Source organism: Facklamia hominis CCUG 36813 (genome assembly GCF_000301035.1).
GTDB classification, from domain to species: Bacteria; Bacillota; Bacilli; order Lactobacillales; family Aerococcaceae; genus Facklamia; species Facklamia hominis.
Window position 1 is genome coordinate 330,555 of the sequence record NZ_JH932292.1, and the last position, 26,342, is coordinate 356,896.

A 26,342-nucleotide genomic window follows, 5' to 3' on the forward strand; every position below is an offset into this window, starting at 1 on the left:
ACGATGAAAAAAACAAAATTAGTGCTCATCCTCATCTCAATCTTGTTCTTAGTAAGCGGCTGTGGTCGTTCGATTCAGCGTGCTAATCGAGCCATCGGATTAATCCAAGATCATGTCACCAATATTATTGGTAAGATCTCTGAAGTCCAAAACCGAGAATTTGATTTACAGGCGAACTTTGAAGCCACCCTCAAGCAAAGCGAGGACCTCAGTGCCTTTTTAAGCAGTGATACTCCACTGGCCGAGAACATCAGCAAGCGCCAAGCTCTGATCGATGAAATCGCAAAAAGCCAAACCACCCTCCAAGAGATGGTCGAAGAATTGAACAGCCTGCCTGATAAGGAACAGCTTCCCAAGGAACAAGTCCAAAAACTGATTGAATATGTGAAACAACTTAATCAAGATCTGGACACCTATGTCGCACAATACCAGACGAATCTCAAACAAGAAACCGCAACCTTTAAGGCCTTAGCCAACACCAAAACCAATCATGAGTCCTTCTTCAAGGTCTTCAATAATATCAACCAACTCTATACAGAGAATAATATGAATCTCGACCGGGTGATCGCCAACTTCGATCCCTTGAATTCCCTCTTAGTGAACCTCAAGGTCTACCTGGTCAACCTCACTGAAAAATCCTAAAGGAGGGATGAAATGTCTATTAAGCGTCAAAGCAACTCACTCAAAAAAATGCTGCTCTTAATCGCTTGCTTAGGTCTGGTAGCCTGTCAATCCTTCAATAATAAGGACCAAGCTACTCAAGCAAAAGATTATTCCATGCCAGAATTAAAGCCGACCTACTCCAATGATGAAGTCGTCGCCTTTAATAATAAGCTCAACCAAGGTAAAGCCAATCAATACGAGGGATTAAAACCCTATAATAAGCCGATCCTAACGGCTCCAGAAGAACTCCCTTCTTCCCTCTTCTATGATTCCGGCATCCAAATTCCCTACCCCAAGGAAGGAGTCAAGGGAATCTACCTGCCTCAAAGCGTCTTTGGCGACCCTGAACAATTCAAACAACTCATCGACTATATCGACCAAACCGCTCTCAATGCTGTCGTTATCGACTTTAAAGATGACTACGGCAATATTCTTAGTGACGTCGATACCAAAAATGAACTCATCCAAAAACATGTCACGGGCAATGTTGACTACAAGCAAATTCTCAAAGAATTAGAAAAACATCAAATCTATCCAATTGCCCGGATCGTTACCTTTAAGGACAATCGCTTATCTGACGACAAGCCCGACTTCTCCTTTAAAGACAGCCAAACCGGAGAGATCTGGCAAGATGGCAATGGATCCCAATTTATCAATCCTTTCTTGAAGGATGTTTGGGACTATAATGTCCAAGTTGCCATCGAAGCGGCCAAGCTAGGATTCAAGGAAGTTCAATTTGACTATGTCCGCTTCCCTGAAGGTTTTGAGACGTTTGCCAGTCAATTGACCTATGACTTGGGAGATTTTGCGGCCTATGTCACCGATGACCCCGACAAATTCGGTCAAGAACGTGTCTACGCCATCAATGGCTACCTGGAATATGCCAAAGACCAGTTAGCTCCATACGGTGCTGATATCTCAGCCGACGTCTTCGGTTACACCGCCATCGCTCAAAATAGCGCCGATGTTCGCGGGATCGGACAAGACTTCAAAGACATGGCTGAGCGCGTCGATGTGATCTCCTCCATGATCTACCCATCTCACTGGGGTCCCGGTTTCTTCGGAATTGCCTATCCAGACTTAGAACCCTATAATCTGGTTAACCAATATATCTATTCCGAGAAATTATTGCTCGATACCGTGTCCAATCCTGTTGTCACCAGACCTTGGTTACAAGACTTTACTTCTTATGGCATGCCAGCTGGTACCTTCCAAGAATATGGACCGACCCAAGTTCAACAACAGATCGTCGCCCTGGAGGAAAATGGGGTCCACGAATTTCTCCTTTGGAATGCTAATGGCATCTATACGCAAGGTGTCGATTACGCCCCTGAATCTTCTGGCAATGATTATTACTACTAGACGAGCCATCATTTTAAAAATCCTGATCCATTGAATGCACGTTCAATGAATCAGGATTTTATTTTTTTAAATTTCCTAACAAAGAATGCCGATTATCTAGTCCAAAAATAAAGACTCTCTATTCGCCGTTAATAATCCATATGAAGCCAATTAAGAACTAATAAGGATCTTTCTATCCAAAACGAACCAACACCCCTCTAAAGCGATAATTAAGCCAATATAAGCTGTTTCAACTCAAATAGGACCAATAAGCGATCCTTTTCACCTATGATTGATTGAAAGTACCAAGAGGCAAACGGCTAATATCTAAAATCAATAATCAGCAGGAATCAAGGAGTACGGACCCGGACATCATTCATTCATAATCATTCACATTTACATTATTATTTTCATTATCATTCTTATTCTCATTATCATCTTCATTCTCATTATCATTCTCATTATCGAATTGCTGTTCAAAGAATTGGGGTTTTCACCAGATAATTGGGGATTTGCATCTTTTTCTTAAGAAAGCCCCAATATTATGGGGATCCAATGAAAGATCCGTCAAATAGAAGGACCGAACGGATTGTTATAAAATAAAAACGGCAATTAACTTTCAATGAACTTGTCTATCAAAATTCGCACGCAAAGACCATTCTCCAAAAGCAAACTAAAAAACCGACTGTCCTAAGACAGCCGGCTTTTCAAGAGAATTCAACTTATTTGCGGCGACCTTTGTAGATGAGGATTGCTCCTCCAATGACTAGACATAGGACTGCTAATAATAGAATTCCAGTGAGATTGTTTTCACCTGTTTGAGGTAATTGTGGTACCCGCTTTCTTTCCTTCGGCTCTTCTGGTTTTTCAGGTTCTTCTGGTTTTTCAGGAACTTCTGGAATTTCAGGGGTATGAGGAGGTTCTTCTGGTGGAATATTTGGAATGTATTCATTAGTAATCGTGAAGCCATTCGTTTGATCTCCACTAATTTCCTTCTTATATCCTTGGACCTCATCTTCCTCGACCGTATAAGTATAGCGATTGCCATCTTCATCGGTTGCTGGAAGATCGAGCCATTGATAATGCACATTACCATTTGATAATTGAATCGAATTTATTATCTTACCATCTTGTAACAAGTGAATCGTGATAGTTGGATGATCACTTGGACCACCCTTCCATTGCTTGGTCACTTCAATCTGGGTCTTAGGAATTACGAATGTATTGGTAACCGTTAATCCATCTTCCAACTTATCGAAGTGTTCCAAAGTCAATTCATTACCTTGATGATCGACTTCTTTGACGAAGTAGATATAGTCTTGACCTTGGTCATTGGTTTTAGCAAGTTGATTCCAAGTCACCGACGCTTGATCGGTTGTTGCCACTTGCTTCAAGTCACCAACAGACTCAGCTTGACCATTTTCCCCTACCTTACGGAAGAGCTTGAAGTAGACTTCTTGGCGAAGCTTTTTCCCATTGACCCAACGCTTAGTCGCTGTAATATCAATGGTATTTGGAACGTAAGTATTAATGACTTCCAAGCCTTTTTCTTCTTTCTTGAAGTTTGGTAAAATCAATGGATTTCCTGATTTGTCGACTTCTTTCACGAAGTAAGTATAATCCTGTCCTTCGTTATTCGTCTTATCTAAACCGGTCCATTTGACTTGAACTTCATCATCCGTTCCAACCTCCAAGATTTCACCAACAGACTCAGCTTGGCCATTTTCCCCTACCTTACGGAAGAGTTTGAAGTAGACTTCTTGGCGAAGCTTCTTCCCATTGAACCAACGCTTAGTCGCTGTAATATCAATGGTATCTGGAACGTAAGTATTAATGACTTCCAAGCCTTTTTCTTCTTTCGTGAAGTTTGGTAAAGTCAATGGATTACCTGATTTGTCGACTTCTTTGACGAAGTAGATATAGTCTTGACCTTGGTCATTGGTTTTAGCAAGTTGAGTCCAAGTCACCGACGCTTGATCGGTCGTTGCCACTTGCTTCAAGTCACCAACAGACTCAGCTTGACCATTTTTCCCTAGCTTACGGAAGAGCTTGAAGTAGACTTTCGGACGGACTTGTTGACCACCCACCCAAGTCTTCTTGGCTTTAATATCAATCTCAGGCGATTCGTAGGTGTTGGTTAACTTAAAGCCATTGTACATATTCCCTGTCATTTCCAAGATAAAGGAATGATCGCCATTCTTGTAGATCGACTTTGTTATCTCTGTACCGTCCGCATTAATCTCTACGACAGTATAGTTGTGACGGATAAAGTTACCTTGCTCATCCCGTTTGACAATACCATTCTCATCGACCTGATAAACCGGTAAATTGGACCAAGTATAGTGATACTCATCCGTATTTTGAGAAAGGTTTTGACGTCGAGAACCACCTTGGTAGACTTTACCATCCTGCAACAATCGTAATTCCAATTCTCCAGGACGAACAGCCTTACCATTAACCCACTTCTTGTGAGCTTCAACGGTGATCTGATTCAAGATATTGCGAATCAGATAACCTTTACCAACAACAGCCTCTTCATTTTTTACATCACCAACCTCGATCTTTTCAGATTGAGCATAACCATCAAGATTATTCAACTTTTCTTCTACCTGATAAGTATAGATTAGAGATTTAACCAAGCTACGTTCTTGGCTTCCATCTTCCTTAGTCACAATCTTCCAAGCCTTGTATTCGGTTGGAAGGTCTGTAACTACACCATTCCATTTGTTCTTGTCATTCAAATAGGCATGAGTGTAATTTTTCTTGACGGTTGGATCTACTTTGCGATCAAGTTGATCTTGCGTCGTTTGATGGATGTCGATTTGAATACTTCCATGAGAATGATTAGCTAAGTTTTCAACTTCAAAACTACCGTCTTCTTTACGATTTTCTTTTTGCCAGATCTTATAGAAATGCATGAAGGTCTTCTTATCTAATTCGAAGGTGACTTCATTCGATTTAGTACCATCATTGGTCTCATAAGTATTCTTCGCAAAGAGTCGATCGAAGTCTAAGCGGTCAAATCCGTCGTAAATCGGCTTACCTGCTTCATCAAAGACTGGTTTACCCTTGTCGTCGACTCTCAAGGTCAAGCTCGGTACGCGCATTGGCAGAATGAAGCGAACAGAATCGCCTACATTAATACCACCCATACCATAAACTTGCTTGATTCGAACGCCTGAGACTTGACGATAGTCGGAAGGAGAAGTCGTCCAATCGTCACCGACCTTATACCAAATCTCAAATTGAGCACCCGCAGATTGTTCAATCTGAACAGGGCCGACTAGATAAGGCATAACCCCATTCTTGTTATCTTTTTGTGGTAACAAGTCGGTGATTTCTAGGTCACGCATTTGTGTACCAACCCCGAACTTACCGGTATCCAAAGCTTGGTAGGTATATTCGAGACGATAATCGTAACGTTGACCAAAGTTCAATTGAGCCGTTCCTCGGTACCATTCACTGGCACTGCCATCATAACCATACTTCTTATCATAATTATCTGGTACATACCAACGAATATACTTATTGGCTTGGGTCTTGCCCTCACCCACATTAAAGTGAGAGGTCGAACCGCCTGCCCATGGCGTCGACGTGAAATGACCGGTATTATCCTTTTGACCCCAAGTCGTTTCTTTGACCTTCAACCCATTTACTAGCACTTTGAAGAGGTCTGCTCCCTTACCATTGAAGTTTGGCACTTCAAATTCAGGTAATTGAACCACAATACCGTGCTGGTCTAAGTTATGAATACCTGCCTTTTCCATTAATCGACGTAAAGGACTGTCTAATGGCAAGGACTCATAGTACGTTTTCAGACTCGTTACATAATGAGTTTGAATTCCTTTTTCAAAGGCTCTCATTTGTTCCTCAGTCATCGTCGCATTGGCATTATCATAAGTCTTTGTAATAGAATCATAATGCTTCAAGTGTTGCCACTGAGTGAGTACCTTGACTTTAGAATCTTTATCAAAGGCCAAGTCTTTCGGCAAGACATCAAAAATGTAACCATCTTTCAAGACATAATAGCCTTTGCCATTTGCCCCATAACGTTTGCGATCAGCTTCATCCAATTGCCAGTCCTTATCAAGGTTTTCAATCTTACCATTTTCTTCTCTGGTCTTACGGTCTAGCATGTCCAGTCCAATCCCTATCTCAAAGTCGACCGAGTCACCGGCTTTTAATAAGCCTTTAGTCTGGGTCTTCTTCAGAATCTTGTTGTTATTTTCGCTAGTTTCTGATTCCGGTGTATAGGTAATTGTTACCTGAGAGCCTTTCTTAGAAAACTTATTGCGTTCTTTTTCAAAAGGTTGGCCTTCTTGACCTGGCTCTTCGCCAGTCTCGGTGACACAGTGTCCCCAGCCAATACCACAATACTTATTCTTCCAAGAATAGCCCGGTTTCCAAGGGTTGATTTCCTCGTCTTGGCCTAGCACATATTCCGCACCAGAGTTAGCAAAGAATGGACGATTGTAGCCATCTTTATGTAGATAGTAGACAATCAGTTTGATTCTTTCTTTAGAACGTTCAGATTGGTCACCTAGGAAGTTTTTAATATTAACATAGGATTTTGCTTTTTCGTTCCAGACATAGTTAGGGTTGATCAAGTTCCCCTTCGAATCAGCCATTATCTTACCATTGGCCTCAAAGAGATCTTCTGCTGCCAAATCAGAACCAAGCTTGGCAATATAATCAAAGGCAGATTTATTTTCAGTATCCTTTTGAACGAGCTCTTTAACCTTATTGCTATCTAGATTCCTTGCAAGATAGTCAAATAAGACACGTAATTCAGCGTCTTTCAAGTCATCATACTTATCTGCAGTAATTTCTGATAGGCCTGCTTGATTAAGTTTGTCCTTATCAAAGACCCCATCCTTTTCTTTACCCTTCTGGTAGAGACCACGTAAGATTTGAGATTTTAAGAGGTCTTTATTGGTCAACATTTGACCATACTCATCCGTATAAGGAATATCGACTTTCGGCTTGATCACCGTTGTCACTAGGACTTTACGGTTTTGACCAGCCGGAACGCCTACACCCTTTTTAAAGACGATTTGGAAGGCATTGAAGACCGAATTCAAGGCATTGTAAGGTGTCTTGGTATCACTGGCTAACTTAATCGAGTTAAGATAAGCTGTCATATCTGCTTTTAATTTTTGGACGGCTTCAGCTTGATTTTCTTTTGGTAATCGTTTAGTTAATTCCATCACAATATCATGCAAGCAGAATGAACCTTTCGGAGCGCTGGCAAGATTAGCTTCAGCTAAGGCCTTTTCAATCGCTGCCATATCGGAAGTTTGCGTATTGGAAGGATCAAAAATTTTTCTCAATTGGTCAAGTTCACGATTGAATTGATCAATCATTGGTGATCGACCCTGTTTATCATAGAACTTAGCAAACAAATCAATCATCACGCGACCCGTTTGCTTATCAATGGATAACCAGTTGGATACGCCACCCGCTTTGACCTTGTTGTACTCATTCATGATATCCACGATCGCTTCCATCATGATAAAGTCCGACCGTTTGATATAAGGATTCACCCCAAGCATCAAACGTTCAACTTGATCAATACCGAAGAGACTTTGATCAACTTCGAATTTACGGCCTGCTTTTAAGGCTGCTAATTCCCAGTCTTTCAAGTCAGCTTCAGGCGCTTTGAAGATTAACTTATTGTAAGTTAGTCGGTTATCCAGGTTCGACTCGTGGAAGATTAATTGCGACTCATATTGGTCTGGATAGGTGAATTGGGTATTTTGATTGTTGTAATTCAAGATCCACTCTAATTCACGCTTAAGATCCAAGTCACCCTTTTCATTTAAGCTGAGCGCTTTACCCGTTAATTTTTGATACTTATCCATCAATTCACGAGCTTTATTTTCTTCAACCGTAGTTAACACCTTGCTGCCAAGCTCATAACCGGTTAGAGCCTTAAAGTTAGCCTTAAGTGACTTAGCTTCTTCAGGGCTAGCCGTCTTCAGGGCTTCTTGTGTTAAGTATTGTAACAAGAAGTTAGACCGTTGACGGTCGCCTAATCTACGATAAATCAAGTTAAACAACTCGAAGTCCATTTGCTTAGATGGATTACTCAATTCAACAGGTGGAATCTTACTGAATTCATTTGGAACCACTGCTGCTCTTAAACGGAAGGTATGGAAGGTGTTAAACTGTCCATCCTTAAAAATGCTCTTGTTGATCTTTTCGATCGGATCATAGTAACTAGCTTTCCAGTGTGTTTGGTAGACGTGGTGAACTTGATCCCCCGTTTTAAAACCTGGGAATTTAAATTTCAAGATCGTTCTATTGATAATATCAAAAATAGAATCACCTTGAACAATTTTTTCGCTACCATCACAGAGTTTCTGCACGATCGCCTTGATAGTCGATGAACTATGAATCAGGGTTCCTGCTTGGTCGTAGACCTTACCATCGCGGTAAATATAAACCTTACCATCATCCGTCTTAACCCATTGTTCAGGTAGGCCAGCTAGTTGTTGAACACCATCAGGAAGCGGATTCCAAGTAGACTTACCGTCTTGATCCTTGACTTCATAGAATGATCCTGAAGACTTAGACAAAGTAAAATGCTTAACCAAACCTGTATAGAATCGGTTAGCCAACTTCGTCAAGTTTAATCCCGATTTAGCAATTAGATTACCTGCTTCATCCACCAGATAATCCTTAATGGCATTTTCAGTAATCTTCTTAGGATCCAGTATTTGATTGCCTGGTCCGACATAGATTTGACCCTCACCCACTTGAATCGTATCCGGTAGATTGTCCGCCACTTGAATTTGCCGTGGTTTATCCTCGGTAATTTCAGTCAGAATATAAGTACCATTCTTTTTAGCCAACGTAAAACTTCTTAAGACCCGATTCAGCTTATCAACCACGACAATGTTTGAACCGTCAGCGGTCGTTTGCTTTAATTGAGCTTGGTCAATTGCGTAACCATCTTGGTCAATTCCGGCACTAAGGGCAAAACGCCAAGCCACCTTTTGACCTGGTTTACTAGCTGCCCAGACAGGTTGATCTTTACTGCCGATATTAGAGAAAGTCACGCCTTGATAGGAATAAGTCCCATCGCCATTATCACTAGCTTGTCCTAGGTATTTACCCGTCACATCAAAGACTGCTCGAGTTTGCCAAGTCGCATTCGCTAAGACATGACCATCCTTATCCACGACATAATCTCCTTGTGGAAGCAGCTTGCCGTAGAAACGGTCTCCTTGGTAGAGATATTGGCCCTCCAGAACTTGGGTATTACCCAGCAATTCCTTACTGCCATCCTCCTTCGTCCGGACATACATGTTGTCATCCAAAGGCTTGTAGGATTTCTCATAAGAGACTAACTGATCATCTATCCATTGATAGCGAATCTTTTGGTCCGAATTAACTGCCTTAAGTTCCCCATTCTCGATCACATAGTATTGAACAGGATCTTCAGGCTTTTCACCCAAGGATACAAGATAATCCCCAACTAGCTGAGCAACTAGCTTGCCATCTTTTAATAAGCGGTTATCTTGGAATTGGTAAGCACTCTTACTTCCATCTGCCTTCATCAAGACATTGCCTTCAGTTTTAACAACGTAGTGACGCTTACCCTCTTTATCCAAATAGACAAGTTGTCCTTGTTTATCCGTGAAGAGCACGTCGGTAATCGTATCGACGGTTCCGATGGCTTGCCCATCAACATAGAGTTTTCCGCCTGATTTATAGATCGACTTACCAGCAAGGGTTTTAGCTTCTAATTCAAGAATCAACTTACCATCTTTTTCGCAGAAGTTAATCCCTTCCTTGTTCAAGATATGTTGAGCCTTAACCCCATCAGATTCTGGAATAGTAACTTCGACACGAACACGATTAAGTGCCATCGGATCGGCTCCCCCAGCTACTAAGAGATTAGGATCAATGAACTTACCATCCTTCACCAATTGATGTAAGAAATCCAAGGTCTTGGTATGCTTATCATCAATGACCTTGCCATCTTGGTCTACATGCCCAGCATCTAAAGGATTTTCAACATTCTTTTCCTTTTGACCATAAGAATCGGCATCTGGATCATAGGGGTTGGAATAATTGCCAGAACCCGGCTTACCAAAGTCCGCTCCAGGTCCCACATGGGCAGTATCCTCATAACCGGACTTAGTGATTAGGAAGTTTAATTCTTTTGAAGCGAGCGGATCGCCTTGAAGTATTCTCCTGCCCTCTTCATCCACTTTAGTCTGATAAAGCGACATCTTTAATTTGGCCTTATCATGGAATTCACCATTTAATAAATTAAAAACGAGTCGCGTCGTTGAGAAACGACTGGCCACATCATCATAATAGAGTGTCACTTTAGAGCCAGAACGATCGCTGGATACAATCTTATGATTGCTAAATCCTGGCAGATCAATTCCTGAAAAAGTAAGCGGACTGTTTGAATCCCCCTTCATTAACTCAACTACTAAAGCCACAGGCCCCGTTGCTTTATTGGATACCAATTGTAGGGTTAGATCAATCGGCGCATTATTGGTCACCGTGTATTGATCTTTATCCAATTTAGCTTGAGGCATTCCTTGGTTATTGTGATAAGTATTGAATTCTTGGTCACTAGCGCCCCCCGTATAATCGGATTCGATGCTCATTGGGTTTGCCTTCAAAAATTCTTGAAAAGCTTTTTGAGCCGCTTTCAAATCAGCAATCGCAGCATCTACCGCTTCATTGGTTGGTGCTTGACCATAAAGATTATTCAAGGACTTGGCAGCTGCTAATTTAGCTTGAAGCTCATTGGCTAACTGATTATAAGTCGCTTTTTGATCTTCTGGCGCACTGGCCTTGATTTTTTCACGCAAGAGGTTATCCGTTTGAGTCAGTTCAGGGACTAATTCATTGCGTTCCTTATGAGTCATCGCCCGTGGAATGTGAGCTTCAAAGGCTTTTAATTGCTCAATCATTTGATGCAAGGCTACCTGGTTAGGCTGCTTTTGATCTGCTAAGGCTTGAGCCTTTAAGATCAACTGGTTGGCTTCTTGAACCTTATCCGCCGATAGACGGGCTAATTTAGCGGGGTCCTTAATGGCATTCAAGTGCTTAAGCAATTCTTCCTTCTTAGGTGCCACTAAGGTTGATGGCTTGCCTTCTTCAGTCGCTGGTGTGACTTGGAAGGATTGCAGTCGATTTAAGGCTTCTTGAAGATCCTTGAGATAACGTTCTTTTTGAAGCGGTTCGCTAGGTTCAGCTTGCTTTAAGAGCCGGTCTACATCATTTATAGCTTGCTTCAAGTAATGTTGCTCTTCTTTGGACATTCCTGAAGGATCTGCTGCCTTATAGCGATTCAAGATGTTTTGTGCTTCTTCCTTGCTTGGACCTGTTGGAACAATGGCATCAACTGGCTCCTGATTGGGTTCAGGGGTTTCCTGGTCACTGTCCTTTAGATCAGTTTCTGTTGGATCAGCCTCTGATTCTTCACTAAGCTCGACATCGCTCGAACTAGCAGGCATGGCTTGCGGAAGATTGCGAGTGTCCTCTTGGTTAGCCGGATCGGTTTCTGATGACGACTCGCTTGTAAGCAATTCTTCCGTCGAGGAAGTACTTTCCTTCGAAGAGTTAGCGTCTGACGATGACGGCTGTGGAGTCACAGTCGTGTTAGGCTCTTCCTCTATAGCTGCTGGCTGATTCAGATCTGCCGGAGCTGTGGGAGGCGCCTCATTAACTTTGGGCTCAATCGAGCTCACTTGACTCGTTGGAGGATGTACCTCATTCGAATCAGGCTGAGTCTCCTGTGCCTGAATGGTTGATAACGTCACACTTGAAAATAAAGCAACTGTTGTTACAGCAATCTTGATTTTGTTCTTAAATATATTAAATTTCATTATCAATCACCACCTTTCTTGGGATCCAATATATCCTCTTCGAACAAGTAACCTTTCGACAATTCGAATTGATTACGACTACATTATACTATTTATATTGTATAAAAAGAAGCTCTTTCTCATTAAAATGTCAATAATAAAAGCTTTTCTGAACAAAGGATTGATTTAAAGACTTTAAAAAAACCAAACCCTACTATAAAACTTGACTTTTATCGAATAATGAATGAAATAACCCAAAATAAAAAGCCACCCACTAAGGGTGGCTTGGGGGTTTGGGGCTAACTAGGCTTGTGGGAGTCCTTCTTTGACTTGATCAAGGGGCATTAGGCTTTGACCGTCATTAGCTAACAGATAGACCTTGTCGTCGACTTTAACGATCTTACCTGCGGAAGTCTCATATAGGACATCCTCATCCTTCAACTCGTAGTCACTAGGCGCAGCGACGCTTTCAGCAAAGATGGCGTCTTCGGGTGCTTGTCCTGGGAAGAGATAGATGTCGCGACCGTAAAGCGTTACATACTCTTCTTCTGTGACATATAAAACAATAAATTCTGAGTCTAGACCTTTTTCTTCAGCGACTTCTTCAGGAGTATGTTCATATTCATAGACGATCTCACTGGATTCATCCAAGCCTAATTGGTCTTTATTCGCCTTAATCGCTTTAGCAACTTCAGGATGAAGGCCAAAAGATTGTAAGACTAACTCATCATTAGAACGAACATTCTTAGCCTTGCTGAGGTCTTCTACATAGAGATAGTACTCACCATTGCTCTTTATAATATAGCCATCTTCCACTTCACTGACTACATCGTCTTCGTTGAATTGATAATCTTCAGGTGTTAGCAAGCTCTCTGACAGAATGGCATCAAATGGCACTTCGCCACTATTCTCATGGAAATGATCACCGTGAGAAGTTGTATAACCATCTTCTGTGATCCCAACCACAATCTGTTCTCCGGCTACATCATGGTCGTGATCATGGTCATGACCTTCGTGATCATGGTCGTGCCCTTCATGATCGTGGTCATCATGTTCGTGGTCATGGTCATGGTCATGGTCTTCAACCGTCGACTTGTCTTGGGCAAAGATCGTTGGCGTTGTTTGAGCCAAAGGAGCCATTGCTAATGCAAGAGCCACGCTAGAACATAAAATGATTGATTGATATTTTTTAGTAAATTTCATAGTTCCTCCTTGTAAATTGTAAAAATTACCATATTCAAATGATAATCATTACTCTTTATAAAGTCAAGTAATTTGTCTAAACTATTTTAGCGCGCCTAAAAACGGAACCAAGCAGTTGATAATGCTTGGGTCCTTCGAAAATGGTGTTATTAATTCTATTTGATCTAGAGCCAAAGTGTTTCTTCCGAATACTAGATCCTTTTCAGGAGAATTTGTTTTACTTATTACCTTTATTTGTTTACTTTCCAATATCCATCTTTAGCACTGCCTATATACTCGATTGTTTTTTCATCTGTAAGAATTTTTAAATCTCTTTTTATAGTTCTATCAGTTACATTAAATTGTTTAGATAAATCATAGGCAGTTATTTTAGGGTTATTTTTTATTATTTCAAGAATTCTTTCACGTCTATCACTTGGTTTTAATTTTTGACCGTCATTTTGTTCCTCACTTTGGATGACATTTTGAGTGACACTTTGAGTGACATTTTGAGTGACATTTTGAGTGACATTTTGTGTGTCATAATTTAAATTCTTTAAAATTGTAGTAAAAGAGGATTCGGTAGACTTAAACTCTGGTTTTAATTCTTCTCTATAATTTTCTTCTGCTTTATACGCTTCTATAATTTTTCGAAGTCCTGAACCACGTCTTTCCATTAAATCCATTCTAGCAAATACGTCTGCTATTATCGGATTTCTTCTTGTGGAAGATACATTTAACGGATTAAGGTCTTGGACAAAAGTTCCGTCATACATACCTCCAGGAGAATATACTTCTAATCGATCGTCATAGATATCTACATGGACTTCACTGCCAATTACTGAGTAATCTCTATGGATTAGTGCATTGACTAGAGATTCTTGGACTGCTCTTTCAGGATATTCTGGGTATTCTATTCTATAGACTGGACCCTTCTTCCACATCTTTTTTGAATTTCTTTTTACAAAGTCCAAACTTGCTTTTAAAAGATAAATTATATTACCTTCAAATTCAGCATCATCTAAGGCATTTATTCTGCCATTCGCCTTTGTAAGTCCATTCCATCTAGTACAGAATACTCTTGACTGATAAACTTGATAATCATCTGCAAAGAGTGCTCCTGCTATGGTTCATAATTTTTTGATAATTTTCTCTTCTATTTTACCGAAGATATATCGATAACATTCTCTTCACCAAAATACTCTTTAGCTTTTTCTAATATGTCAGAATCATCAGTAGGCATATATATTATTAAATTCTTTTTTGCTCTTGTTATACAAACATAAAATAATTTTTTTGTACGTTTCTGAACATTAGAGTTCGGAGATCCTTTCCCAAATAATGTTCTAAAGTCATATTTATTCCAATCAGACTCTAATACAAGCAATACATTGTCATATTCACTACCTTTAACACTATGTTGAGTACAAATTGGTGAAAATTCTTTTAAATATAAAACGCTTTTTCTATATTGATTAAATGTTATCTTTTTTATTCTCTCCCATAAATAAAACCCTTTATTTGAAATATAATCACTAAACAATTCATCTTCTTTGAGTAACCCTTTTACTTCCGCAAATTTTAATACATTTTCTATCGTTTGATTATCTTCACTTACAAGATAATCAATTGCTTGCTTAAGGCAAATCTTATCATTTCTATTATGAATAGAAAATTTTGTTATTCGTAGAAAATCATTAAATCTATTAGCCTCATATAATTCAATAATCTCCTCTAATATATCTAATCTGCGTAAAATCCTATCTCTATAAGAATTAGCTTCATATCTACCACTCATTCCATTTAATTTATATGACATGAGTGATTCCTTAGTGATTCTACATTTTTCGTAAGCTTCTTCCCATGACATATCTTCTAAAACACTATATATTGACTGATAAATTTCATTTCCGTTAATTTGATCTAACAGCTCCGCTTTGTTATATGTCGGTTTTACCTCTAACGCTATTTCTCCCAAAGTCTTATTACAGTCTAAATTTCCCTTATCAATTTTTTTCTTTATCCCACTTATAAGCTTAGTTATCAAATCAGCATTATATAGATCATATAAGTCTTTAAAGCCAGTCATTTCAGCATTATATTTATGTGTTAGCCTTAACTCTTTTGTTTGTTTTCCATCAGAAAAATCCCAAGATTCAAAAATATTCTTCCCCTTTACACTTATAAAATCATTTATTTCAGTTCCATATAAAAATTTAATACTACCTTCTCTAATAGTACCGTTTTCCATATTAGGTGCATTTATATCTTCTGAAGGTCTTTGCTCAATATCATCATCTCTAAACTTATTGGCTACTTCGATTACAACTCTTGGATTTCTTCGGTTTTGCGTCTTTACTATTTTAGTTAAATTATATTGATTTAAATTACCAACTCCGTCGTCATATATAGACTGCATTGAATCTCCAAAAAAACCAATTACATTTTTCTTATCGCTTTGCTCAAGATGCTTTAGTAAAATATCAGCAACTAAAGGACTTGTATCCTGATATTCATCAACAAAAATACAATCTGCAATATCCTTTAAAATGTCTGCTATTTTTTTATATTTCTCAAACATTTTCTCTGCAACAATCAAAATGTGATTATGGCTGATTTTCACTCTATTTTCATCATTTGCCGTTACAGAATAATACTCATCATAATCTACATAAAGATTTTCGAAATATTCTTTAGAAATTAAATCCTCAGAAAAATCTTTTGGCTTTTTAAAGTTCTTTTCATTATCATCGTTAATAAGCTCAACTAAAATATTTTTTATTTCATTCTGATATTTTCTGATAAGAGACCATATAAACTCATGTATTGTTGAAACCCAAATATTCTCATTTTCTATTCTTGATAAAATTTCGGCAACTGCATTATTTGTATATGTAATGCATACTATCTTTATATCTGGTAATTCCTCTGTAAGTGCATTTATTAAGGAAATTAAGGAGTATGTTTTTCCACTTCCCGCTCCACCTTCTAAAATAAAATTTTCACCATCTTTTATACATTGTAGAGCTTCTAAAACTTCCTTTTCTAAGGTTACTGTATCCATAATAAGCCCTCCTCAATATAATGTGGAACCTTCCATTTTTCATCATCATTACCATCTTCTTTATTGAAATATAGTAAACTTGATGCAAATGCTGACTTCTTTTTAACATTATCTAATGCAAATTTATAATAATCGCCACTTTCTATTTCATCAGCTACAAAGTCTTTTAAAGCTCCATATTGATAAAACCCTTCTTTGTTTTTTAATATAAAGTCTTTATTTAATGCTATAAAGGCGTCTTCAAAGCTACTCGCTTGATACTCACTATCAGATTCTGGTATTTGATAGGCTATTCTCATATTATCTTTAATTTTATCCTCAGCATTTTTCCCTACAAGTTCCTTAAATTGATTATTCGATGTATCAATTCCGGTATCTTTAAAAAATTCTTTTATTGATGCGTTACTTGTATTCGTTCCCTCTTCAGGGTGACAACTCGTATATACAGTTCTTTCTTTTCCATTTTTATCTATTTTCTTTTCAGCTTTTACAGAATCAATATCTGTAACAAACAAAACTTTTGTTCCTAAAAAGGAAAATAAAGGCATAAATATATGAGAATGCGCTCCAACTTCTATTATAGAAATATTCTGTGATAATAGTGGAATAAGATCTGCTTTTGGCTTTTCTTTATTATCAATTTTATGCATCATCATTGGCATTAAAATTCGTTCGGTATCTCCTTCTATACAAATAGCTTTATCAGCAAAGAACAGTTCACTTCTATTCATTGTAAGATATTGTTTTACAAACTGAAATCCTTTCTGTTCATCTCCACCATACTCTTCTTTTAAAGAATTAAAACTCTTAGCTATAACCGTATTCCCGTTTTTCTTTAGATAGATAATGTCATCAAAATTACATTCAGAAACTATATGTGATGAATGCGAAGTGATTAAAATCTGCAACTGTTTATTCTTGTCTTCCAACAAATTTTTTCTATGTTCTTTGATATGAGATTTAATATTCCTTATAAATATATACTGTAACTGAGGGTGTGTATGTGCTTCAGGCTCTTCAATATATAAGAGATTTATATCTGCTGGTTGTTCAAATAATTCCTGTATCTTGGTTTCAATTTCAAATAAAATACCAATTAAATTCAAATACCCCAACCCATTATATGTTTCCGGAAGCGAATAATCTCCCCCTTGTCTATAACTTAAGTTCGTATTATCTGATAATAAATTTTTCTCTGAAATAGATGACTCTATTGCTATATCAATTCCATTTTCTGCACCACCATAAGTTTTTATAACATCTATAACATTACTAAAAATGCCCTCAATAACTTCTCCAGTTTCACTTTTGTCTCCATTGTAAATCTTATATAATTCGTCATCTGCTGCCTCCAATTTTTCTTCAAGTCTTGTAAATACTGACTCACTTTCATCTTTTGCAGCTTTATAAGAACTGAAATATTTACCAGTTAAACCCGATAAAACATGATTATGATCATCATTAGAAACCGCTCGATCAGCTCTTATTCCTGCCACTTTAATGACCTTTTGAATATCCTTATTATCAATTTCTTCTGATCTATCTTGCGTTATTTGGTTTGATTCAATATCAAATCCTCTTGAATATTTTTTCATTTCGAAGAAGTTTGCAAAATTCTTACTCATAAATTTGGAAAATGATTTGAAATCTTTAATATTTTTTTCACTAATAAAGTTATTTAATTCGATGATTTTTTTTACAGCAATTAACGAAATAAATTCTAACACTATAGTGTTATTTTCTGGGTTTAAATCCATCATAAATTTTTGGATATTTTCATATGAATCATTATCATCATACTCAATAAATAATTGCAGACTAATAGTTTCTAATGATTTAGCATTCTCGTGCTTAGATATATCATAATCAATTACTTTTTCATAAACTTCTTTCTGACATTCCAAATTTATATCTTCCCACATCACTTTAGATGAATTTAACATCTTGTCTAAAATAATAAGTGCTGATGTTTTTCCACAATTATTTTTACCAATAACTAATGACAATTCTTCCTTAAATTCTAATTCAAAATCTTTTAACAACCTGAAGTTTTTCACTTTCATACGCTTCAAAATCATTTCCTATTCTCCTTTTTAATTACTCTTTAAATTACTTCATTATATTTTCAATATCAAAATACATCAGATAACAAGCTCTAGTAGAAACATCTATATACATAATTCCCAATATTTTATTATAGAATTGACTTTTACTCACTCCATATTTTTAAAGTTTACTCTTACTAATTGATAAAACTCTTGTTTAACTTTGACAGGCTTTTTATAAATATCGAGAATATTTATAGACTTCTGATAATCAGTAATCAATGTGTCGCAGAATCCCTTAGTCAAAAACTAGTACAATAGAGTATCTGTCAGTAATATAGAATCCGCACTCAACTATCATATCTCTTTTTTAAAAGTCCAAATTTTTCTATTATACATATAAAAAATTAAAGAATTTTTCTCTCTTTTCATATTTCTCCTTAATTCAATTTGACAAACCATCAAAATATATCTTAACAATCTTATGTTACCAAGTACTCTAAATATACTTCTAAGTATACCAATGTGAAATATTAAGCACAAGGTTGAAACACAATATATTGTGCAATTGCGTTAAATAATTACAATATATTGTGTATTTTTTCGTACTTACGTTCAACCTCAATATATCATTGGTTTCAAAAACAAGTTGATCATTGCAATTGTTGAAGTTTTATCGATTAACCTAAATAATAAAAGACCCTGCAAAAAGCAAGGTCTAGCGATTAAAAGGCTCTTAAATAAATAAGCTTGATGAAAAAATTTTATCTTCCGTCAACCCTCTATTTTTATTCAAAAAAACACAGAAGTCCTTTATATTAAAAGTACCAAATAATAACAGAAAGGAACTTCCGTGCATATCTAATGATATAAGAAATCTCCTCAATATTAAAGACCCAAATATTCATTTCGAGAAAAATTGTGTCCAAAGAGAGGAACAAGCCATCCAGATCCATTGTACCTTGACTTATCGCCTGGAAGAATGCCCTCACTGTCAGGATAAACATTCTATCGTCTACAATGGAACAAGGTCCTCTCGCATTACCTATTTAGATACAGCCGGTCAAGTTTGTTATCTGACCATGAAAAAACAGCACTGCCGCGTTAGTTAGAATAACGATCAAAGCCATTGTCATTGACTTCTACCTTACTCACATGCTCTTAATTCGAGAAGTTTTCCCAAAGAACTAAAGCGTGCTATTTGGTCATTTAAAAAGTATCTAAAGGCCATTAACAACATCTGTCACCACACCCGATTAAGTAACTAACCCATCGAAGGGTTTAACAACAAGATCAAGGTTCTCAAACATAATGCTTATGGCTATTGCAATGATAGTTAGTTCCATAACCGTGTTCTTTTAATAACGAGACTTTATGAAATAAAGAAGGAACCAAGCAGGTTTTAGCTGCTTGATTCCTTCGTAAATTGGGTCATCAACCCCATTTGAGATAAATCCTTTTCTATGCTTAGTCTTATAAGTTCTTCTCTTTCAGATTTATTATGTTTTTTAGGTTGATGGATATTTGTCTTTTTCGTACTTGTCTGTTTTAGTTTGCAAGCTCTCTTTTTGTTTACAAGACCATTATATCCATAATTTTTTAACATAATGACATTTCTATACTCCTTATTACTAACTAAATAACATCATACATATGACGACACCTCAAAATTATTAGTTATATGTCGTTATTAATATTATGTTTTAGTTATGCATTATTATTTCCACTTTACTTGTCGATAATTAATCATTTAAAGTTAGGAATCTTCATCAATTATTCATTTAACACACAAGTATCTATTATTCAACTTTTCAATAAAATTAACTTCATTTTCTTCATCAGTACTAAGAGCAGTAATGTCAATAATATAAGAAGTCTGTAACTGTAAAATATCTGTTATTGCGTTAATATTTTCTTTAATATCATCAGAATAATCCCTATATAGTAATAACAAATCAATATCATTTGAATCTTTTTCTGGATTCAGGATAGATCCAAAAATATAAACCTTATCAAAACTTTGGAATATGTTTATGTTTTCACTAATATTATTTATTATATTTGTTTTATCTAAATTTCTTGACATACACATAAAATTCTTCCATTGTTAATAAAGTTACATCAAAAATACTAGCTAGCTCTCTTGCTTCTTTTGAAATACAATTTTCTCCGTTCCAATTATGCAAATTTACAATCACATCATTTTGATTTATAGACATATTCGACAAAAATACTTTACTTAGGCAATATTCATATACAAATTCAAAGTTAATATTATTTACGATAATTTTTCTTAGCTTATTGGGATTTTTATATTCAAAATTAATACCTCTAGAACGTAAATATTTTAAAGCAAAATTTAAGCTATCTAATCTTACTCCTACTTTTCTAAAACAATTATTATCATGATATATTTGTCTTATTTGAGGCATATCATTCAATAATATTTTTTCCCCATCTTTTTTTAAAATATATGGGTCATCTACTCCTAACAATACATCTTCTAAAGAATTCTCTTTTCTCATTATTTTTAATAATTCCTCTAACGATTCTGTATTTGGTAGTATACTTCCCTTTATAGGTTTAATTCCGAAAATTGAATATATTTCTTGTGGAAAAAGAACAGACCTATTCTTTTCTATATCTAATCTGGTATTTTTAAATTCATCAATATGAGTAATAAAATTTTGAATTACTGCTAAATTTGAATACTCCTTTACTTTATGATCTTGAAATAAATTTAAGTTTTTCTCAAATATTAACTTTAGTTTTTCATTATTTTCTAATAATTCGGATTCGAATTTATCCCACATTTTTTTATTATCGGTCAAATAGTAGTTATTATATATATTATTATTTTTATTCAATATTGGTACTACTGATTCTTTTAACTCATTAAATGAATTATATTTAACAGAATAAAAACTTTTCAGTTCTTTTCTCCTAATTCTTTCCATTCTTTTACATCATTTTTTGTAAACAAACCAATTTTATCAAACTTTTTATGACAATTAGGACATAAAATTATTAAATTATCATATGAATTATCCAAAGTTTCATTGTATGCTTCAATATGTGCCTGCTCTATAATATCCCCATTATTAATAAATAAATCTTCTCTACACTCGGGATTCATACAACGTCCCATGGATTCAGCCCATAGTTTACGTTTTATATTTTCTGGAATTGCTTTTCTTTTCATATTTTTCCTTCCATATTTTATATTATCTCAAACCACTCAAAAACTCTTTAATAACCTTTCCTTCGGTAGTGTCATTTGACTCCGTTTTATGGATTGTTTTTGTGCTAAGAGCGCCTCTAATTCAAAGGTTACTTGTCCAAATCCCTTATGTATTCGTTGACTAAATCGTGTGTTATATTCTGAAACATAACAGTAAACGGTTTTCTCTAATGAATAATCATGTGGAAATTGTTCTCTCGTTTTTATGCGTCGCTTCAGCTGTTTATTGATACTTTCAGAGAGATTGTTGGTATACAATGAAGACCATATCACTTTTGGAAAATGCATATAAGAGAAGAGATTCTGTTTGTTTCTCATCTGTTTTATCAGTTTTGGGTATTTAGATTCCCATTGTTGACAGAATTCACCCAGTAGCTGTATCGCTTCCTTGATATAGGAAGCTTTAGGGATCTGTTTTAAAGTCGCTAGAACTTCTGAACGATCATTTACTCTCACTTTTGAACCTATTTGTCTCAAAAGATGGGTCCAACAACTTTGGTGTAAGACTTGAGGAAATTCATGGGTAACAGCTTCTGATAAATGGGTTAATTCATCTGAAACAAAGAGTAGAACCTGTTGGAGACCACGTCGTCTCAAATCTTGAAGATTTTCACGATAATGAATCGCTGACTCTGTAGGATAAACTTGAAAATCGAGCATTTTTTATAGCCTTTCGAACCAATTCCCACGATGGTATGCACAGCTTCTTTAGAAACCGTCCCCCGTCTTACTAGGATAAAGGTTGCATCGCAATAAAGACACACATAATCAGCCTGAATCACTTCCTGACGATAAGCATCCAGTTCATCTTTAAAACTGTCTGATAGATTCGAGATGGTAACTGCTGATTAATAATACCCATACATTTTTTCGATGAGATCCGATACTACCCTCCTATGAAATACTCCTATCAATTAAACAAGGAATTCTAATTTATAACAATCGATATAAAGTTAAACTATTATATCTAGTCAAAATCGACAATCTCCAAAAATAGTATAAAAGATAAATGATCCTGTAAGCGCCCTTTTATAGCACATCCACGTAAAGTATCAAATATAGTTAAAGAATTATAATTTAATTTTTCGTTTCGTAAACCTTTAAAATATTATTATCATAAATGTTATAAATTAACTCTATTTTTATGATAAGCAAATTATTTTTTACGTACTCTTTGGCTTCATTATCAAAAAAATGAATCTTTTTAAAATCATTTGTGATGTATTGATTGTTTGTTATATATTTTTCTAAATCATCATTAGATAGCTGATTAGACTTTAACTGAACTACTTCTAATTTACAAATTTCAACAGGACAATCTTTATAAATACAAAAAAGACCACCTTCAAAATCAATACCTTTTAAACAATATTTCGAAAGGGATCGACGTAATCTTCTATCTGAAATTTCAGAAAAATTATTAGTAAGATAAATATAATTATCATCGCTATTACTTAAATCGGAAACTTTTTCGAATAATTGTTCTTCAGAACAAGCAACTTTATTCTTTTCCGATATCATTCTATATATTTCACTTGATTTAATTTTATGGATATAGTCATTAACAGTCTTTTTAATCATATCTTTAAAGTCAGAATCTATTTTAGTATACTTTTCTAAAACACCAAAGTTAAGATAATGCTCTGATCTAATTTCTCCAATAGTAGGACGCTCAAAATTAATTGAGTTTAAATATCGATCAATTTCAGTTCGATCTAATTGATTCGCAATTAATTGATTTTTATAATAAAATTCTGATGCTTGTATTAAAGTATCAATTTTATCCTTTGACGACATAGATTTTAAATTTAATATATTTTCTAATTTATCAAACTTCTGTTTTATTGTCTCTTCAAAATTTATACCATTATCTAGGATCTTTTCAAGACAAAACTTAATTTTAGTTTCATCATCCCAATTAGATATAATCCAAAGAAATAGCCAGGAAATAATCTTATCATATATCATTCCTTTTGACGTCCAGGAAAAATCACCATTATCAATCCATTGATCCAAATTGTAATTTAGATAAACTGACGCTTTATTATATATAAAATCAAAAATATCAACAAAATCTAAATAATGATCACTCAAATAAAAATTGAAGTACAGATCAAACTCATCACGATCATATTGTGTCAAATCAACTATTTTTAATCTCCCATCCGTTCCATCGTCAAACCAATTAATATATATGTAATAAACTATGATTAACATAATTAGAGTATTCGAATTCTTTGAACTAATAAATGAAGATTCATTACTCGAAGAAATTAACTTCCTAAAGATACGATCAAAAAGACTCTTATTAGAATTTGAAATTTCCAATATCAATTCAAACATTGTCATTAAATCAATGTAATCCATATTTGACAAAGACATTTCATACTTCCAAAATAAGTTTAAATCTAATTGATAACAACGCTTATCTAGAATTACACTATAAATATTAGAAAAAATGGTCGTAATACTTCTAGGAATTGAATCATCTTTCATACATTTCGAGTTCATTTTTAACTGATCATATAGCTCATATAATAAATCAACTTTATCGCTAATTTCATTATAAGAAACATTTTTCCAATTTAAATAGAAATAATATGCTATTCTATCAAACAAATAACAGGAGCGTGTCATTTTATTCATTGATTTATAAATTATTGTTAAATTATTTATCTGATTTAGAAGTACATCAGTCCTTTTTAATTTTAAATTTTGGATAAATAAATTCACAAGAATGTCATGAATTTCATTAAAGCTCGTATCTTCCTCCTTAGTATTAATATAGTAATTACAAAGTAACATAAACGAATCTTTCTCTTCCAGCATATTTTGAGTTATATTTGCATGAATGTTTGCATCCTTTATATCATTAAATATTCTGAGTCTACTAACAGAATCAACAGCATGAATTTGACTACTAACATCATGCAAAACTTGCTGTCTAAAGATGCTTTTATTTATAGTACTTTGAAATACTTGATATATTAATAGAAAAACTAATGAAGATGAGATAACAAATAAGATAAAAATACTAGAGGAAAAATCTAGTACTAAAAAAATATAAGAAGATAATAATGCTAAACATTCAAACAGGTATACTTCCCTTATTTTAAATATTTTTGACATAAAAGATAAATTCTCTATCCCTAAGTATTTTTCTTTACTCAACCCCATCATTACCCCGATTACTGACGTACCCAGAATAGAAACTGTTATTTGACCAGTAAAGATTGTATTCATATGATCATTATTAATCAAAATTAATGGTTTAATTACATTAAATCTGATTCCCAGATCAATTAATACACTTATTAATAAAATAATGATAGAAAATATTACTGAGTATTTTAAGATATACTCTCGTATATAGAATTTCTGAGAAAATTTAAATCGCAAAAAATCACCACTTTCATTTTTATGTAATAATACTCTATAAATACTAAGTTATATAGAATATTTTATATATTTCAATGATGTAAATATATATTTAATTGTAATCAAATACTAGCAATTAAAAATAATTTGATATTCATAAGTTGCTTTATTAACACTCAGAACTTGAAACAATTTATTTAAGTTGAACAAGTATTTTTGCTACAAACCAGAAATAAATTATCATGATACTTTCAATTCGACTTGTCTTAATAATATAAATTAAATTTCACCAAATCAAAAATTAAAAGTGCGATCATATAATACTCAATGAAGTAAGTTTTAATAAAGCAAGAGACGCTAAAAGTGTAATATTAATAGATAGTATCATTATATACTAAATTTTACTTTAATGATTGTCATAATTGTATAGCTACAAATATTAATCATCAAAATAGTATGATACTTCACAAATGACTTTTAATATAATAAATTTTAAATAAATTTCGTCAAAGAGGTAAAATCAATAACAAACCTTATGCAATCACATCAATATTATTCACTTATTCAATAATAATGAGATTCGGAAGAAATTCTGAATGGTGAGAGTCGATCGTCTTCTTTTTTAAGTTAAAATTATCGAAATCACTGAGTAAACATTCAAAAAATCCGTAATATACCACTCTCCCAACTACTTAGATCTATAGATATATATCAAAGCATTTTATAGATCATCCAGTTTATAACTAACTTAATTGTGAAACGCCAGATTGCTATAGTCCGTGATTATTTATATCCATATTCTAAAATTTAAAAAAAAACATTTTAAAAGCATCTCGTTTGGACTATGTATTCAACGAGATGCTTTTTTATATAGACAATGACTTGATAACTATCAACAAATCCACTAAAAAGGTCCTGCAATAAGCAAGAGCTAACGATTAAAATTTATAGACTCTAAAATTAATAGGGTTAATGGAAGAAATTTTATCTTCCGTCAACCCTCTACTTTTCTTCAAAAAAAGCACAGAAGTCCTTTATATTAAAAGTACCAAGTAAAAACATAACGAACTATCTTATACCTTGACTATTCCCTGGAGAAATGACCCTAATGTCGTGATTAACATTCCATCGTCAGAATTAGAACATGATCTTACCGCATTACCTGTTCACATACAGCCAATCAGTTTGTTATCTGACCATGAAAAGCACCACTACCTTGTTAGATGGAATAACGGTCAAAGCCATTGCCATTGACTTCTATCTTACTCACATCCTCTTAATTCGAGAACTTTTCCAAAGGTCTTAAACGAATCATTCGGTCATTTAACAAGTATCTAGAGGCATAAAAATCACCTGTCACCACCCCCGATTAAGTAACTAACCCATCGAAGGGATTAACAACAAGATCAAGGTCCTTAAACGTATTGCCTATGGTTATCGCAATGATAATCGTTTCCGTCACCGTATTGTTCTAATAACGAGACTTTACTGTTTCTGGAAGAAACAAAGAAGGAACCAAGCAGGTTTTAGCTGCTTGGTTCCTAATATAAGTTCATTGATCCTATTTAATATATAACCAGACTGACTAAAAG

Annotated in this window: 14 protein-coding genes and 2 pseudogenes; 5 read left to right on the forward strand and 11 right to left on the reverse strand. The window is 35.0% G+C overall.

Annotated elements, in window-relative coordinates; translation table 11 throughout:
* Positions 1–3: 3 nt before the first annotated feature.
* Both HMPREF9706_RS01550 and HMPREF9706_RS01555 read left to right on the forward strand, forming a co-directional pair.
* Positions 4–642 carry a YkyA family protein gene (locus tag HMPREF9706_RS01550; protein ID WP_006907594.1) on the forward strand — a complete coding sequence of 213 codons (639 nt, stop codon included), beginning with the start codon at positions 4–6 and terminating at the stop codon, positions 640–642.
* Between the two features lie 12 nt (positions 643–654).
* On the forward strand, positions 655–2,025 hold the full coding sequence (locus tag HMPREF9706_RS01555; protein ID WP_006907595.1) for a putative glycoside hydrolase: 1,371 nt from the start codon (positions 655–657) through the stop codon (positions 2,023–2,025).
* Between the two features lie 701 nt (positions 2,026–2,726).
* Here HMPREF9706_RS01555 and HMPREF9706_RS01560 read toward each other — a convergent pair.
* From HMPREF9706_RS01560 to HMPREF9706_RS01580, 5 genes are all read right to left on the reverse strand, one after another.
* Entirely contained in the window at positions 2,727–11,861 is a 9,135-nt protein-coding gene (locus HMPREF9706_RS01560; RefSeq protein WP_006907596.1) for a Cna B-type domain-containing protein, read from the reverse strand.
* Positions 11,862–12,143: 282 nt separating this feature from the next.
* A complete protein-coding gene (locus HMPREF9706_RS01565; RefSeq protein ID WP_006907597.1) occupies positions 12,144–13,043 on the reverse strand; it encodes a pneumococcal-type histidine triad protein in 900 nt (299 codons plus the stop codon).
* A gap of 230 nt (positions 13,044–13,273) precedes the next feature.
* Positions 13,274–13,996, reverse strand: a complete 723-nt coding sequence (locus HMPREF9706_RS01570) for an ATP-binding protein (protein WP_231285823.1) — start codon at positions 13,994–13,996, stop codon at positions 13,274–13,276.
* Positions 13,997–14,178: 182 nt separating this feature from the next.
* Entirely contained in the window at positions 14,179–16,086 is a 1,908-nt protein-coding gene (locus HMPREF9706_RS01575) for a UvrD-helicase domain-containing protein (RefSeq protein WP_006907600.1), read from the reverse strand.
* Positions 16,074–18,164, reverse strand: coding sequence for an ATP-dependent nuclease (locus HMPREF9706_RS01580; protein ID WP_006907601.1), 2,091 nt, complete (start codon positions 18,162–18,164; stop codon positions 16,074–16,076). Before HMPREF9706_RS01580 ends, HMPREF9706_RS01575 begins: the two co-directional genes overlap by 13 nt.
* A 929-nt stretch (positions 18,165–19,093) precedes the next feature.
* Between HMPREF9706_RS01580 and HMPREF9706_RS09415 the strand changes: the two genes are divergently transcribed.
* Positions 19,094–19,243, forward strand: a complete 150-nt coding sequence (locus HMPREF9706_RS09415; protein WP_196793076.1) for a transposase family protein — start codon at positions 19,094–19,096, stop codon at positions 19,241–19,243.
* Between the two features lie 159 nt (positions 19,244–19,402).
* Positions 19,403–19,471 carry a transposase gene (locus HMPREF9706_RS09420; protein ID WP_155949084.1) on the forward strand — a complete coding sequence of 23 codons (69 nt, stop codon included), beginning with the start codon at positions 19,403–19,405 and terminating at the stop codon, positions 19,469–19,471.
* Between the two features lie 62 nt (positions 19,472–19,533).
* Here HMPREF9706_RS09420 and HMPREF9706_RS09170 read toward each other — a convergent pair whose 3' ends face one another.
* The 6 genes and pseudogenes from HMPREF9706_RS09170 to HMPREF9706_RS01605 form a co-directional block, all read right to left on the reverse strand.
* A complete protein-coding gene (locus tag HMPREF9706_RS09170; protein ID WP_006907602.1) occupies positions 19,534–19,737 on the reverse strand; it encodes a hypothetical protein in 204 nt (67 codons plus the stop codon).
* A gap of 171 nt (positions 19,738–19,908) precedes the next feature.
* Complete coding sequence (locus HMPREF9706_RS01590; protein ID WP_155949064.1) at positions 19,909–20,217, reverse strand: nucleotidyltransferase domain-containing protein; 309 nt, start codon at positions 20,215–20,217, stop codon at positions 19,909–19,911.
* On the reverse strand, positions 20,198–21,088 hold the full coding sequence (locus tag HMPREF9706_RS01595; RefSeq protein WP_006907604.1) for a hypothetical protein: 891 nt from the start codon (positions 21,086–21,088) through the stop codon (positions 20,198–20,200). The genes HMPREF9706_RS01590 and HMPREF9706_RS01595 overlap by 20 nt, the downstream gene beginning before the upstream one ends.
* Positions 21,061–21,333, reverse strand: coding sequence for an HNH endonuclease signature motif containing protein (locus HMPREF9706_RS09175; protein ID WP_006907605.1), 273 nt, complete (start codon positions 21,331–21,333; stop codon positions 21,061–21,063). The genes HMPREF9706_RS01595 and HMPREF9706_RS09175 overlap by 28 nt, the downstream gene beginning before the upstream one ends.
* A gap of 36 nt (positions 21,334–21,369) precedes the next feature.
* Positions 21,370–22,208 (reverse strand): annotated as a pseudogene (locus HMPREF9706_RS01600) (IS256 family transposase).
* A gap of 241 nt (positions 22,209–22,449) precedes the next feature.
* On the reverse strand, positions 22,450–24,771 hold the full coding sequence (locus HMPREF9706_RS01605) for a hypothetical protein (protein WP_006907607.1): 2,322 nt from the start codon (positions 24,769–24,771) through the stop codon (positions 22,450–22,452).
* Positions 24,772–26,116: 1,345 nt separating this feature from the next.
* Here HMPREF9706_RS01605 and HMPREF9706_RS09385 point away from each other — a divergent pair.
* Positions 26,117–26,326: pseudogene (locus HMPREF9706_RS09385) on the forward strand (transposase); the annotation flags it as partial.
* Positions 26,327–26,342 lie beyond the last annotated feature (16 nt).

Excerpts from the sequence above, each read along its gene's own strand:
- HMPREF9706_RS01580 (WP_006907601.1), bottom strand. The coding sequence starts at position 18,164 with ATGATTTTGAAGCGTATGAAAGTGAAAAACTTCAGGTTGTTAAAAGAT.
- HMPREF9706_RS01560 (WP_006907596.1), bottom strand. The coding sequence starts at position 11,861 with ATGAAATTTAATATATTTAAGAACAAAATCAAGATTGCTGTAACAACA.
- HMPREF9706_RS01555 (WP_006907595.1), top strand. The coding sequence starts at position 655 with ATGTCTATTAAGCGTCAAAGCAACTCACTCAAAAAAATGCTGCTCTTA.
- HMPREF9706_RS01575 (WP_006907600.1), bottom strand. The coding sequence starts at position 16,086 with ATGGATACAGTAACCTTAGAAAAGGAAGTTTTAGAAGCTCTACAATGT.
- HMPREF9706_RS09175 (WP_006907605.1), bottom strand. The coding sequence starts at position 21,333 with ATGAAAAGAAAAGCAATTCCAGAAAATATAAAACGTAAACTATGGGCT.
- HMPREF9706_RS01595 (WP_006907604.1), bottom strand. The coding sequence starts at position 21,088 with ATGGAAAGAATTAGGAGAAAAGAACTGAAAAGTTTTTATTCTGTTAAA.
- HMPREF9706_RS09170 (WP_006907602.1), bottom strand. The coding sequence starts at position 19,737 with ATGTTAAAAAATTATGGATATAATGGTCTTGTAAACAAAAAGAGAGCT.
- HMPREF9706_RS01590 (WP_155949064.1), bottom strand. The coding sequence starts at position 20,217 with ATGTCAAGAAATTTAGATAAAACAAATATAATAAATAATATTAGTGAA.
- HMPREF9706_RS01565 (WP_006907597.1), bottom strand. The coding sequence starts at position 13,043 with ATGAAATTTACTAAAAAATATCAATCAATCATTTTATGTTCTAGCGTG.
- HMPREF9706_RS01550 (WP_006907594.1), top strand. The coding sequence starts at position 4 with ATGAAAAAAACAAAATTAGTGCTCATCCTCATCTCAATCTTGTTCTTA.